The sequence below is a fragment of the Sciscionella marina DSM 45152 genome (assembly GCF_000379465.1).
Lineage (GTDB): Bacteria > Actinomycetota > Actinomycetes > Mycobacteriales > Pseudonocardiaceae > Sciscionella > Sciscionella marina.
On record NZ_KB905414.1, the window covers coordinates 46,780 to 59,881 of the forward strand.

At 69.6% G+C, this 13,102-nt stretch carries 14 protein-coding genes; 8 read left to right on the plus strand and 6 right to left on the minus strand.

Features of this window, described 5'->3' with window-relative positions:
* Nucleotides 1–24: 24 nt before the first annotated feature.
* Together A37U_RS0130010 and A37U_RS46085 are read left to right on the plus strand one after the other, a co-directional pair.
* Entirely contained in the window at nucleotides 25–486 is a 462-nt protein-coding gene (locus A37U_RS0130010) for a hypothetical protein (RefSeq protein WP_157183116.1), read from the plus strand.
* A 47-nt stretch (nucleotides 487–533) separates the two neighbouring features.
* Nucleotides 534–1,250: a VC0807 family protein gene (locus tag A37U_RS46085; protein ID WP_020500373.1), complete on the plus strand. Its 717-nt coding sequence runs from the start codon at nucleotides 534–536 to the stop codon at nucleotides 1,248–1,250.
* A 152-nt stretch (nucleotides 1,251–1,402) separates the two neighbouring features.
* Here A37U_RS46085 and A37U_RS0130020 read toward each other — a convergent pair whose 3' ends face one another.
* A complete protein-coding gene (locus tag A37U_RS0130020; RefSeq protein WP_020500374.1) occupies nucleotides 1,403–1,990 on the minus strand; it encodes a TetR/AcrR family transcriptional regulator in 588 nt (195 codons plus the stop codon).
* Nucleotides 1,991–2,045: 55 nt separating this feature from the next.
* On the opposite strand from A37U_RS0130020, the gene A37U_RS48715 reads away from it, so the two are divergent.
* The 3 genes from A37U_RS48715 (at nucleotide 2,046) to A37U_RS54530 (ending at nucleotide 3,583) form a co-directional block, all read left to right on the plus strand.
* On the plus strand, nucleotides 2,046–2,675 hold the full coding sequence (locus A37U_RS48715; RefSeq protein WP_157183117.1) for a glycosyltransferase family protein: 630 nt from the start codon (nucleotides 2,046–2,048) through the stop codon (nucleotides 2,673–2,675).
* Complete coding sequence (locus A37U_RS48720) at nucleotides 2,624–3,358, plus strand: glycosyltransferase (protein WP_051111777.1); 735 nt, start codon at nucleotides 2,624–2,626, stop codon at nucleotides 3,356–3,358. Before A37U_RS48715 ends, A37U_RS48720 begins: the two co-directional genes overlap by 52 nt.
* Nucleotides 3,359–3,457: 99 nt before the next feature.
* Nucleotides 3,458–3,583, plus strand: coding sequence for a hypothetical protein (locus A37U_RS54530; protein ID WP_020500375.1), 126 nt, complete (start codon nucleotides 3,458–3,460; stop codon nucleotides 3,581–3,583).
* 153 nt (nucleotides 3,584–3,736) lie between these two features.
* On the opposite strand, the gene A37U_RS46095 is transcribed toward A37U_RS54530, so the two are convergent.
* Entirely contained in the window at nucleotides 3,737–4,444 is a 708-nt protein-coding gene (locus tag A37U_RS46095; protein ID WP_020500376.1) for a metallophosphoesterase, read from the minus strand.
* A gap of 212 nt (nucleotides 4,445–4,656) precedes the next feature.
* Here A37U_RS46095 and A37U_RS46100 point away from each other — a divergent pair, with 212 nt between their 5' ends.
* Genes A37U_RS46100 through A37U_RS0130050 form a run of 3 tightly spaced genes read left to right on the plus strand, consistent with a single transcriptional unit; the run spans nucleotide 4,657 to nucleotide 8,210 of the window.
* The gene (locus A37U_RS46100) at nucleotides 4,657–5,871 is read left to right on the plus strand and encodes a phthiocerol/phthiodiolone dimycocerosyl transferase family protein (RefSeq protein ID WP_020500377.1); all 1,215 of its coding nucleotides are present in this window, start codon (nucleotides 4,657–4,659) and stop codon (nucleotides 5,869–5,871) included.
* A 3-nt stretch (nucleotides 5,872–5,874) separates the two neighbouring features.
* Complete coding sequence (locus A37U_RS0130045; protein ID WP_020500378.1) at nucleotides 5,875–7,329, plus strand: MDR family MFS transporter; 1,455 nt, start codon at nucleotides 5,875–5,877, stop codon at nucleotides 7,327–7,329.
* Nucleotides 7,314–8,210 carry an HpcH/HpaI aldolase/citrate lyase family protein gene (locus A37U_RS0130050; protein WP_020500379.1) on the plus strand — a complete coding sequence of 299 codons (897 nt, stop codon included), beginning with the start codon at nucleotides 7,314–7,316 and terminating at the stop codon, nucleotides 8,208–8,210. Before A37U_RS0130045 ends, A37U_RS0130050 begins: the two co-directional genes overlap by 16 nt.
* Here the strand turns inward: A37U_RS0130050 and A37U_RS46105 are convergent.
* Genes A37U_RS46105 through A37U_RS0130070 form a run of 4 tightly spaced genes read right to left on the minus strand, consistent with a single transcriptional unit; the run spans nucleotide 8,201 to nucleotide 13,039 of the window.
* Nucleotides 8,201–10,150, minus strand: a complete 1,950-nt coding sequence (locus A37U_RS46105; protein ID WP_020500380.1) for a CocE/NonD family hydrolase — start codon at nucleotides 10,148–10,150, stop codon at nucleotides 8,201–8,203. The genes A37U_RS0130050 and A37U_RS46105 overlap by 10 nt on opposite strands.
* Nucleotides 10,147–10,983 (minus strand): cyclase family protein, encoded by an 837-nt coding sequence (locus tag A37U_RS0130060; protein WP_020500381.1) that lies wholly within the window; start codon nucleotides 10,981–10,983, stop codon nucleotides 10,147–10,149. The genes A37U_RS46105 and A37U_RS0130060 overlap by 4 nt, the downstream gene beginning before the upstream one ends.
* A complete protein-coding gene (locus A37U_RS0130065; RefSeq protein ID WP_020500382.1) occupies nucleotides 10,980–11,858 on the minus strand; it encodes an HpcH/HpaI aldolase/citrate lyase family protein in 879 nt (292 codons plus the stop codon). The genes A37U_RS0130060 and A37U_RS0130065 overlap by 4 nt, the downstream gene beginning before the upstream one ends.
* Nucleotides 11,855–13,039 (minus strand): CaiB/BaiF CoA transferase family protein, encoded by a 1,185-nt coding sequence (locus A37U_RS0130070; RefSeq protein WP_020500383.1) that lies wholly within the window; start codon nucleotides 13,037–13,039, stop codon nucleotides 11,855–11,857. Before A37U_RS0130070 ends, A37U_RS0130065 begins: the two co-directional genes overlap by 4 nt.
* Between the last annotated feature and the right edge of the window lie 63 nt (nucleotides 13,040–13,102).

Below are 13,102 nucleotides of genomic sequence, written 5' to 3' on the forward strand. Positions count from 1 at the left end.
AGCGCGGCGCCTAACTTGATGGTCATGACAAGGACGAAGACCCGCTCCCCGGCCAAAGTCCCGCCGCCGCCCGCCTGGAAGCTGCTGATGGTGCCCGTGGGCCTGACCATGCTGATCGTGGTCATCGTCTTCGTGACCACGCTCGTCCAGGCCGATGCCCTGGTGGCCAGCGCACAGACGGCCGATCCCTCGGCACCGCACGGCGGCATCCTCGCCCAGGTGTGGGGCCGGGTCGCGTTCGGTGCCCTGCTCGCGGCGAGCTGGCCGCTGGCGCTGCGTCGGCTCGGCCGCGGCAGCCTCACGGTGTACGCCAGGTGCCGCCGGGTCGCCCTCATCGCCGCCGTGCTGCTGCTGGCGGTGACCCTGTTCGACAGCGGTCCGCGCTGGCTGCAGATCGCCCACGGCCTGCTCGCCCTGTCCGAGATCGGTATCTTCGCGGCCGCCATGCACCCCCGGATGCGGGCCTGGTACGCCGAGAACCGCTGAACGAGGCAGCACAGTCCGATCGACCAGCTCGCCACCGGGAGCACCGCATGACCACCACACGGACCACCGCAGCACCCCCGCAGCAGTCGGGGCGGCGCACGCTGATCGATCTGGTCACCGACCTCATCCTGCCGGTCGTCCTCTACTACGTACTGCGCGGAGCCGGGATGGGGATCTACGCGAGCCTGCTGATCTCAGCCGCCGTCCCGGCGGCGATCGCCATCCTGCGGCTGATCCGCACCCGCCACATCGACGGCCTGGCCGTGTACGTGGTCACGGTGATGGTGCTCAGCGCGGTCGTGTCACTGATCGCCGGGAGCCCGCGTTTCATGCTCGCCCGTGAGGGCTGGCTGACCGGGTTCACCGGCCTGTGGTTCCTCATCTCGGTCGGCTTCGGGCGCAGGCCGCTGGCCTTCCTGTACAGCCGCCCGTTCCTGGAAGGGCGACTGACCCGCCGTGGTGTCCCCGGCGACTGGGACCAGCTGTGGATACAGCTGCCGGGCTTCCGCCGGATCTGGCGGGTCGCCACCCTGCTGTGGGGCATCGGGCTGCTGGGCGACGCGGTGCTGCGTGTCCTCATGGCCTACACCCTCCCCGTCGACACGGTCCCGGCGCTCAGCACTCCCCTGTACACGGTGACCTCGGTCGCGCTGCTGTTCGCCACCAATATCTACTACCGGTTCGCCGGACTGTTCGACGGCCGCTCGGCACTGTACGCGTCCTTCCGCGATCCGGGCGAGCAGTCGGCAGCGGATCACGGGTAGGCGCTGAGATGCCGGTAACCGGGCCACAACTGCACCCAGGGCCGTTGGCGGCCCCGGCAGGATGGAAGGTGCGGTAGCCGCCGGAACTGCCCCGCTCCTGGTCCTGTTGGCCTTCGCCCATGAGGTTCTCCGCCCGATCCACTGAGCCGGCCTCAGCTCAGCTCGGCGCAGATCGCACGCGCCGCCCAGTTCCGGTACCGGGCCGGGGACCAGCCGCAGTGTGTGACGAAGTGTTCGAACGCGGTGTGGGACACCAGCAGCGCCAGCGCATCCGCCGTCTGCCTGCGGGCGCGGGCGCCGAGCAGTGGGCGCAGGCGGTCGCTGATCTGGCTGCGCTGAACGGTGCGGAGTTCGGTCACCAGGGCACGCACCTGCGGATCGGTGTCGGCGGCGGCAATGAGGGCGCGATACACCCCCGCGGAGTCGGCGAACCGCCGCACGATCGGGCGCAGTGCCCGTTCGACGCGCGCGGGTTCGAGTCTCCCGCCCTCACCGAGGTCGGTCTCCGGAACGGGCGCGAACCGGGATTCGAAGGCGGCGCGCAACAGGGCGGGTTTGGGTCCGTGCCCGTGCACGGTCTCCACACTGGTTCCGGCCCGTTCGGCGATGGCGCGCATCGTGGTCGGCGCGTAGCCCTGCTCGGTGAACAGTTCGGCCGCGGCGTCCACCACGGCCTGCCGGGTGCGTGCGGCCGCCGCCGCACGCACCCGGGAACGGTACTGGCGGTTCTGCTTCGCCACGGGCCCTCCTTTTCGTTACACTCAGACTGTATCGAATATGAGCGGAACGGGGACGATGGCTGCCATACTGATCTGCGCGGGGCCCTTTCGTGGGCATGTCATGCCGCTGCTGCCGCTGGCCGGCCGTCTGGTCGAGCTCGGGCACCGGGTTCGCTTCCTGACCGGGAGCCGATACCGGGATGCGGTGACCGATTCCGGAGCACAGTGGGAACCGTTGCCGGAGCAGATCGACTTCGACGAGAACGATATCGACGGAACCTTCCCGCAGCGGCGGGAACTCGGCGAGCTCGCGCAGGGCAAGTTCGATCTCGAGCACGTGTTCCTGCGCCCGATCCCCGCGCAGGCGGCGCGAATCGAGGAGCTGCTCGACGCGGAACCGGTGGACACGGTCGTGGTCGAGACGATGTTCTTCGGGGCGATCCCCTTGGCGCTGCAGCCCTCGGTACCGCGGCGGAACCGGCCGCGGATCGTGGCCTGGGGCAGCAATCCGCTCAACCTTCCCGATACGGATCTCGCCCCCACCGGGCTGGGCCTGCCCCCGGCAAACGGGGCACTCGGACGGCTGCGCAACCGGGGGCTGGGGCTCGCCGTGCGCGCGGGTATTTTCCGTTCCCTGCAAGGAATTGCCCGGGGGTGGTGCGCGGGGCGGGTGCCGAGCTGCCGCTGTTCTTCCTCGACTGGCTGACCCTGACCGACGATATCGTGCAGCTCACCGTACCCGGTTTCGAGTACCCGCGCCCGCATACCCGCCCGCGCGTGCACTATGTCGGTCCGCTCGCGGTCAGTGACACCGGGACGCATCCACTCCCGGACTGGTGGGCCGAGCTGGATTCCCGGCTGCCCACCGTGCTGGTGACCCAGGGGTCCGCGGAACCCGATCTGGATCGGATGGTCCGGCCCACCCTCACCGCGCTCGGCACCGAGGCGGTGAACGTGCTGGTCTCGCTCGGTGGCAGGGAAAGCGAAAGCGGGCTCGCCCTGCCCGCGAACGCCCGCCTCGCCGATGCCCTGCCCTACGACGAGGTCTTCCCCGCCCTCTCGGCCTTCGTGACGAACGGAGGCTACGGCGGGGTCGGATTCGCGATCCGGCACGGTGTTCCCGTTGTCGCGGTCGGGCGTTCCCAGGACAAGGCCGAGGTCGCCGCGCGGATACGCTGGAGCGGAATCGGTATCGGGATACCCAGGCGCACCATTTCGGCCCGCGCGATCGGGCACGCGGTCGGGGAAGTCCTGTGGCAGCCGCGTTACCGGGCTCGGGCGCGGGAATTCCGCGAACAGGCCGCACAGTGTTCCGGACTCGATGCGGCCGCCCGCGTCGTCGTGGGGTCCGGCACGGATCGAGGCCCGGGAGAAGGAAGCGGTACATGAGGACACCGGGACCGGGGTCATGCTGCCCCGGGACCTGGATTCCGAGCGGATACTCGAATACGGCCGCCGCGCCGAGGCACTGGGTTCGACGAACCGTGGGTGCTCGAGGATCTCGGTTTCCGCGGCGGGATCGCTCAGGCGGGCGCACCACTCGCCGCGACATCCCGGATCCGGATCGGCGTCGGCGTACTTCCCGCCGCGGCGCGGCGAGGCAGGCATGGGTGAGGATGCCGAGCCCGGTCCCGAGGACGACGGTGCGCACCCGCGTGTGTTCCCGGCAAGGGCCTGGGTGGTCACCAGGGTGAAGCTCGCGCCGGGAGTGACCACGATCGGGATCATCGCGATCGCGAAGGCGGCGGCGCAGCGGCGAGCGGCACCTCAGAAGCCCGGATGGAAGGTCGTCGTCACATCGCCGTCCTCGGTGATGTGGTGCAGCGCCATTCCCGGCGGGCAGTCGCCGCGCATCTCCGGCGGATCCGGAGCCAGGGTGAGCGCGGAGACGATTCCGGGCGCCCCGCGCACCGGAACCCCGGAAAGCGAGGCGGCGAGCGGAGTGTGCACGTGTCCGCTCAGGATCGCGCGCACTCCCGGGATCCGCTGCACCAGCGCGGTGAGCGCCTCGGGATTGCGGAGCATGATCGCGTCGACGTAGGCGTGCCCGATCGGGACCGGCGGCTGATGCAGCGCGAGCACCACGTGTCCTGCCCCGGCTGCCGCGGCTTCGGCCGAGCGGACCGTTTCCTCGTCCAGCAAACCGTGATCCGCGCCGGGCACCGTGACATCCAGGCCGATCACCCGCACCGGGCCGACATCCAGGGCCGGGCACCGCTGCTGACCGAGCACCTCCCGCAAGGTGTCCGGGTGATCGTGGTTGCCGGGAATCGCGATCCACGGCTGCCCGCCCGCCATCGCCTCACCGAACGCGCGGTATTCCCCGGCGCGGCCGTTGTCGGCGACGTCCCCGGTCACGATGATCGCGTCCGGTCGCCTGCTCGACGGAATCTCGAGCACCCGCCGGAGCCGGGCGACGGTGCCGGGGTCCTCGCTGATGTGCGGATCGCTCAGCTGAAGCAGTGTGGTGCTCACCCGGCGAGCCTAGTGGATCGGTTCGCCACGGCCCGTTCCGGAATGCACTCCGCCCGGTGATGCCTCCGTGGTTTCCATGGGATGGCACAAACCACCGTCGATACGCGCATTCCGCCTGGCGGTAAACGACCCAAAGCAGTCGTCGACCGATCCCCTCGCGCTTTCCCCGGTTTCTACGCTCGATGCCGTGGATCTCCGAAAGGCGGACGGCAATGGGTTTGCGACGGTATCTCGACCCGACCGAAGTCCAGCACCTCGGCGCGGCGCCGGCACATGTCGCCGAATACCGGGGCGCGGTGGATCACCGGTTTTTGCGGCAGGCATTCGAGCTGCTCTGTCTTCGTCATTCGGTTCTTCGCGGCCGGGTGGAAACCGGGAGGCACGGCTCGCTGCTGTACGTCGAACCCGGTCATCGACCCGAGGATATTCGGGCCAGGGGCGACTACGAGGTGCTGCTCCGGCACGCGTTCGGCCCGTGGAATCCGGCCCACGCCATGGCAAGGCTGATTCATGTCCGGGAAAACGGCGGCGGATTCGTGGCATTGCGCATCGATCATGCGATCGTGGACGGCTGCAGCCTGCGGGCGATTTTCGATGAGCTATGGGAGATCTACGCGACAACCCTCCGCGGAATCGGCACCTCGATCCGGCCCGGCGCCTCGCTGCCGCGCTCACCGGAGGACCTGCTCGCCGAACGATGGCGCAACCTTCCGGACCGGTCTCCCTTGGCACAACAGCAAGATTGGCATCGGGTCCCGCCACACCAGGGATACATCCGATTCGACGAGCGAGATACCGGCGCGCTGATCGCCGCGGCCCGCGACCACGGGACGACGGTGCACGCGCTGATCGCCGGGGCGGTGCTCGGCACCCAATGCGACCACGGCAGCCGAGTAGCGGCACCCGTACCGATGATCTGCCTGTCACCGGTGAATCTCCGTTCCCGGGTGACCCCGAAAGCCACGGCCACCGAGACGACGGCCCTTGTCGAGATCCACAAGGCCGAGCTCGCGGTCCGGCCCGATCAGGATCCCTATGCCACGGGGCGCGAACTGAAGGAACAATTGGATTCCGCGATCACGGGCCGGGAACTCCTTTCCGCCGCCGAGCTGCCGATGGCGCTCTCACCCTTTCCGGATTCCCAGCTCGATTCCCGGTTCGCCATCGCCCAGATCAGCAACAACGGCCACGTGCACGCTCGGCTCGAGCGGTTCACCGAGCCGAGATTCCTCGGCTTCTTCAGCGCCGTGGACCTGATCTTCGACGCGTTCCCCATCTACAGCGTGTTCACCTTCCGCGGCGAACTGAGTATCCGATACCTGTTCCCCTCGAACCGGTTCTCCACCGAGGATGTCGCGCAGCTCACCGAATCGCTATCGGACTTGCTCCGCACCAGCTGCGGAGCGGCAACCCGGTCCCGGGGTTAGCTCATGACCTGGACGAATTTCCACCTCACCAGGCGTTCCTGCGACGGTGACCGGCTGAGCGCCCGGATCTGGCTGCTGGCCGGGATCGTCATGCTGGGCAACGGGATGACATTGCTGAACACCACGACGGTGAACGTCGCCTTCGACACGATCAGCCGGGAGATGCACGCGCCGATCCCGGTCGCGCAGTGGACGATCACCGCCTACCTGCTGGCGCTGGCCACGGTTATTCCGGTGGCCGGCTGGGCGGTCGACCGATTCGGTGCGCAACGCCTGTGGATGTTCGCGATCTCGGTTTTCCTGTTCGGCTCGGCGCTGTCCGGAATAGCGTGGTCGATGTCCTCGCTGATCACCTTCCGCGCACTCCAGGGAATCGGCGGTGGGCTGATCGTCCCGCTGTCCCAGACGATTCTGGCGAAAGCGGCGGGGCCGGAACGGCTGGGCCGGGTGCTGGGGCTGCTCGGCATTGTCACCGTGCTCGGACCGGTGCTCGGACCGGTCATCGGCGGCGCACTGGTGCAGGACCTGAACTGGCGCTGGATCTTCTACGTCAACGTTCCGCTCGGGATCATCGCGCTGGCCACCGCCAGACTGTTGCCCGATGGCCGGTCACCGCGGAACACGCCGTTCGACGTGCCGGGGCTCATCGCCACCTCCGTCGGGCTCGCCGGACTGGTTTTCGGGGTCTCCCGGGCCGGGGCCGGGCGCGGTTTCGGCGAACCGATGACCTATCTGCCGATCGTGCTCGGCTGCCTTCTCCTCGCCTGGTTCGTCCGGCACAGCCTGCGGCGCGGGCCGGGTTCGCTGATCGATGTGCGGCTGTTCGGGAACCGGAATTTCGCCGCGGCGGCACTGTTTCTGTGCCTGGCCGGGGCGGTCGTGATGAGCGGGCAGCTGTTGCTGCCGCTGTACAACCAGGCGGTTCGGGGGACCGGGGCGCTCGAGGCCGGGGTTCTCCTCGCGCCGCAAGGCATCGGCGTCGCCGTGGCCACTGCGCTCGCCGGCCGCCTCACGGACCGGTTCGGGCCGCGCGTCGTGGTCCTTCCGGGGCTCGCATTGCTGTTCCTCGGCACCGCTGCCTACACCCAGTTCACCGCGCACACTCCGGCGGTGTGGCTCGGTGTCGCGCTCGTGGTCCGCGGTATCGGTATCGGCTGCGTGATCACCCCGGCCAGCGCCGCGGCCTATGTCTCGCTGCGCGCCGAGCACGTCGCCAGGGCAGCGAGCGCGCTCACCAGCATTCAGCAGACCGGTGGCCTGATCGGTTCCGCCTCGATCGCGACGATCCTCGCCGCCCAGCTCGACCGGTCCGCCGCACCCACCGCGTTCACCGACACCTTCTGGATCGCCGCGGCCCTCGCCGTGGTGATCGCGCTTCCCGCGATGCACCTGTCGAACGCGGCAACCAATACCAGTCATCGGAAACCACGGGAGAAATCGACATGGACGACACGGTGAGTACTTTTTCCGGAGCACGGACCCTGCTGTACGTGCCAGGGCACCGGCGGGATCAGTTCGCGAAGGCACGGGACAGCGGGGCCGACGCGATCGTGCTGGACCTGGAGGACGCGGTAGGGCCGGACGCGAAGGCCGTGGCCCGGCGCAATGTGGCGGATTGGCTCGCCGAAGAAGGCTGCGGTGCCGTGCGCATCAACGGCCTCGGTTCCCCGTGGCACGAGGAGGACATCGCGATGCTGGCCGGTTATTCCCGGATCGTCATCCTCCCGAAGGCCGAATCGGGATCCCGGGCGATCCAGCTGCGGCACCGACTGCCCGCCGTGGCCGGGATCGTGCCCATCCTGGAGACCGCGGCGGGCATCCTCGCCGCCTGGGATGTCTGCTCGGCGCGCGGCGTGATCCGGGCGATATTCGGCAGCGCGGACCTTGCCGGGCAACTCGGCTTCGATCACCGGAACCGGCTCGCGCTCGGCCATGCGCGCTGCCAGGTGGTGCTGGCCTCTGCGGCGAGCGGGCTGGCCCCACCGCTCGACGGCGCCAGTACCGCGATCAGCGATATGCCCACCCTGGCCACCGAGGCCGCGCACGCCGCGAAACTGGGATTCTCCGGAAAGTCCTGTATCCATCCCCGGCAGATCCCGGTCGTGCGGGCCGCGTTCGCCCCTTCGGCCCAGGAAGTGGAGTGGGCGCGGAAGGTGATCGCGGCGACCGGGAACGGATCCGCGACGGCCCTGGATGGGCAGTTCATCGGGAAGCCGGTGGTGGTGCGCGCCCACCGATTGCTGCAGCGGCATTCCGAGACGGGCAGACCCGGCACCGGAACGCGGGCCGACGGCACGGCGCGGGCAGGGAACGTGGCGGTGCCGCTGGATCAGTCCTGATCACCGGGAGAAGCCCGCACGGGACGCTGCAACGGGGATTCCCAGACGTTCGAATAGGTCACGAGTTCGTTCACCGCGATCTCACCACGGGCCACGAGCTCGGTCTGGGTGCACCGCACGTACGCGGTGACCGTGACCCGTTCCCCGGTGTCCAGGTGCGCGGTCAGGATGTGTTCCCCGGTCGTCACCGTGGCATCGGGCGCGCTGCGCCGCACGCTCGCCCGGGCCTCGGCCGACTGCTCCAGTTCGTGCCTGCCGTCGGTGGACCTGCCGCGGCCACGGCCGCCGATCACGACCTCGATCCCGTCGTCGACCTCGTCCCGGGTGATGCTCCACCGATCCTCGCCACCGTCCGCGGTACGGGGATCCTGGTCGATCAGGTCCAGCTCGGTCGGTTCCCCCTCCTCGTCCGCCGGAACCGGGATCGCGAGGTCGACCGCGGCGAGGCGCAACAGGCCCGATTCGGGAAGCGGGGTGAGCCGGGGAAAATCGGAATCACTGAGCACGATGCGCAACCGGTGCCCCCGGCGGACCCGGTAGGTCGTCGGCCGCAGGAGGCAGCGTATTTCCCGGCCTCCGGGCACCTCGGCTCCACTGTGGACACTCTCGTGCCCATTGCCGATCAGCAGGGAGCGGCCGCGCGGGTCCACCTCGGTGAGCCGCACGACCAGCCGCGGCGAGGTGTTCGCGTGCGGCAGGAGCCGGACGGTGACCTCGGGGCGACCGCAGATCAACAGGTCCTCGGTCAACGGCGCGGCGGTGGCCATGACCGCCCGGCAGTCGTCCTCGTGCTGATCCCCGGGCAGGCCGATGCCACCGGTCTCCCCGCCGAGCCCGGACAGCGCTCCGGTGGTGGGATCGGAGCGGTACTCGGCGATCGCCTCCGCGCTCGGGGACGCGTCCTGCCGTGGCGCGGAAAGCGTGTGGTCGCCGCCCATGCTGAGCGCGAGTCTGGATGTGGGCGGTGGCCAGGATTCGTAGTTCCGCCACTGCGGCTCGTGACCGAGCACGTAGAGCGTGACGGGCGGATCGTCCATGATTCCGTTCTCGATGCCACGCAACCAGTAGTCCCACCACCGCAGGGCGATGGGCAGGAAATCGACCGCCACGAACGGGGAATCCTGCGGCAGGGTGTGCACCCACGGGCCGACCAACAGTTTCTTGGGCCCGGAAAGCTGTTCGTAGAACCGGGTCACCGCGTCCGGGTAGATGTCCAGCCAGCCACCGACGCACAGCGCCGCGGCGGTGACCGAGCGCGGATCGATCACCCGCTCGCGCCAGCCGGGATCACCGGGCCGATGCCGCGCCATGTCCAGCAGCAGGGGCTCCTTCTCCCGGATCCGGTGCTGCCACCGGAGCTGCTCGGCGGGATCGCCGTTCCGGTGTACCGGTGGAAGCAACTGTTCGGCGAGCATCTGCGCTCCCCAGCGGGCGAACAGTCCCAGATCACCCCGTTCCCCGTGGTACCGCTCCGGATGCAGCGAGCACGCCAGGGGAATGATCGCGCGCAAGGCGGGGGGACGGCGGGAGGCGGTGCGCATCGTCAGCGCCCCGCCGTAGGAGATCCCCCACATCCCGGCCACGCCGGTGCACCACGGCCTGCCCGTGGCCCACTCGAGCACCGCGATCCCGTCCTCGCCCTCCCCGGTGTCCAGCCGGGGGCGCTGGGTTCCGCCGGACGCGCCGACACCGCGAAGATTCGCGAGCACACCCGCGTAACCGCGTTCGGCGAACCAGCGAAAGGGGTGATCGTATCCCCGCCCGCCGAACATGTCCTTCCGATAGGGAATGAGGCTGACCAGTACCGGAACCTGCTCGGCCCCGGCGGGCAGATACACATCGGCGGACAGGGTGACGGCCGGATCAGCGGTCGGGATGCGGACATCACGGTGCACCTCGACCCGATACCGGTCCTCGGCGGGGTTCTGTCGTTTCGTCACTGATACTCCTTGTCCTCGCACCTCGGCGGCAGCACCGCGAGCGGGCGGACGGGTGATCCGGTGGCTCCGGTGATCTTCAGCGGGATCGCCACGAAGAGGAACTCGATCGGCTCCGCGGCGGCGAGCTCTTCCAGGTCGAGCACCTCGAGAAGGTGGACACCGTGCTCGACGAGGAGCGTGAAGTGCGCGGCGAGCACGGGGCGCACACCGCCGGGCGGAATCCGGTCGGTGGCGATCGTATCGCTGCCCACCGCACGGACACCGAGCTCGGCGAGATACTCCGCAGCCTCCCCGGTAAGCCCCGGAACCCCGGTGCCGCGGCCGAGATAGGCACTGGGATCACCGTAGAGCTGTGGCCATCCGGTGCGCACCAGCACGACCTCGCCCGGCCGCGCCCGTGTCCCGCTCAGCGCGGCGCGCAGGTCCCCGGCGGTGATGCCGTATCCGGATTCGAGGCGCCCGATCCCGTGCAGCGCCGGAATGTCGGCGAGCACACCCCGGCAGAGAAACGGGGCGACGGTCTCGATGCCGTGCACCGCGAAGCGGCCGCCGGGGCTGGCCGCGGTGGCCTCCCAGCCGCCGTGCAGCCGGTTGTCCAGAGACACGTGGCAGAGCGCGTCGATGTGGGTGCCGACGTGCCCGCCGGTCATGATCAGTTCGCTGGCGCCGGATCCGCCGGACGAGTCGACATCGTCACCGTGGCGGTGCAGGAGCGCCATCCGGAAACCGGGATGGCTCGGCGAACACGGCATCCCGGTTTCCAGCGGCTGAGCCAGATCGACGATCCGCGCGGTGGCGAGCGTGCCGAACAGGCCGAGGTCGTCGGTGATCATCGGTCCTCCTCGGCTTCGTTCTCGCCCGGTTCGGCGTCCTCCTGGACGCAGCGGTAGGCGGCGAGCGCAACGGCGCGATCGACGAACCGGCCGTCCGGCAGCCGAACCGCGCCGACACCGTGCGCTTCGGCATCCCGCATCGCGGCGAGGATTTCCTCCGCCCGCTCGATCTCGGCCGCGCTCGGCGCGAAGGCGGCGCGGATGACGGGCAGCTGCCGGGGATGGATCGCGGCCCTTCCCCAGAACCCGAACGCCCGCCCGCAGCGGCAGGACTCCGCGAGCCCGGCATCGTCGTCCAGATCGGTGAACGCCGACATCGCCGGTGGCGGCAGACCGGCCGCGGCCGCCGCGATCACCATCCGGCCGCGCGCCCAGGAAAGTGCCCGTTCCTCGGTCGACCGTAGTTCGGCCAGCAGATCGGCCTCGCCGAGTGCGATACCGGCCACTCCCCTGGTGGCCGCGATCTCGGCGGTCCGTTCCAGTCCGGCGGCCGATTCGATGAGGCAGTGAATGTCCGGCGCGGTGTCGCTGCAGAGGAATTCCCCGGCAAGGGCCACCTCGTCGGGACCTTCGACCTTGGGCAACCGCACCCCTTCGACCGCGGGATGCTCGGCGAGGGCGAGCAGATCCCGCTGCCCGAGATCGGTCCGGATCGGGTTGATCCGCACCTGGATCACCGGATCCGGTGGGTGCTCGGCCAGTTCGGCCAGCGAGTCGAGCACCATCCGGCGCGCCGTTTCCTTCGTACTCGGCGCGATCGCGTCCTCCAGGTCGAGGATGACCACATCGGCGCCCGAGCGCAGGGCTTTGCGCAGCTGATCGGGCCGGGTTGCCGGGACGTAGAGCAGGGTCAGCGGGAACCCGTACCCGGTCATGCGATCACCCCGGCCGCGCGCAGCTGCGCGATCCGGTCCCCGTCGTAGCCCAGTTCGCTGAGCACCTCGGTGGTGTGGGCGCCGAGCGACTGCCCCGCCCAGCGAACCTCGCCCGGTGTCTCGGACAACCGGAACAGCACGTTCTGCAGCGTCACCGAACCGAGCTCGGCGTCCGGGAGCTCCACGAAGGTGCCGAGCGCCTGGTACTGCGGGTCGGCCGCGATGTCCGGAACTTCGTAGATGGGGCTGATCGCGGCCTCGGCCTTGGCGAACGCCGCCTGCACATCGACCGCGGAGCGTGCCGCGATCCAGCTGCCGACCGCCTCGTCCAGTTGTTCCGCGTGCCGGGCACGCCCACTGCCGGAGGCGAACCAGTCGCACTCGACCAGATCGGCCCTGCCGACCAGGCGCAGTACCCGTTCGGCGACCGACTGCGCGCTGGTGGAAACGGCGAGCCAGCGCCCGTCCGCGGTGCGGTAGATGTTGCGTGGCGCGTTGCTCGCGGAGCGGTTCCCCAAGCGCCGCGGCACCACACCGAACGCCCGATAGGCCGCCATCTGCGCGCCGAGCATGGTCAGCATCGGCTCGATGATGGCCAGATCGACGACCTGACCGCGCCCGGTGCGGTCCCGGGCGGCGAGCGCCACCATGATCGCGAAGCTGGTCGCCAGCCCGGCGACCCCGTCCGCGAGGGCGAGCGGTGGCAGGGTCGGTGGCCCGTCCGGTTGCCCGGTGGTAGCGGCGAACCCGCTCATCGCCTCGGCGAGAGTGCCGAATCCGGGTTCACCACACCGCGGTCCGATCTGGCCGAACCCGGTGACCCTGGCGACCACGAGCCCCGGGTTGAGCTCCCACAACCGTTCCGGCGCCAGTCCCCAGCGCTCCAGGGTTCCCGGCCGGAAGTTCTCGATCAGCACATCGGCCCCGGCCAGCAGACCGAGGGCGATCTCCTGCCCTTCCGGATGCGCGAGATCGATCGCCGTGCCGCGTTTACCACGGGACAACTGCTTCCATTCCAGGCCCGCGTTGTCCGCGAGGCAACCGTGGCCGCGCACCGGATCACCGAGGCGCGGGTGCTCGATCTTGATCACATCGGCGCCGAAGTCGGCCAGCATCGTGGCGGCCAGTGGACCGGCGAACAGGGTTGCGGCATCGATCACCCGTAGGCTGCTGAGCGGCATACATATAACTTATAACTTACTGCTTGCATGTCAAGGCCCTCGAGCGTTTGATGGAGTCGAGAG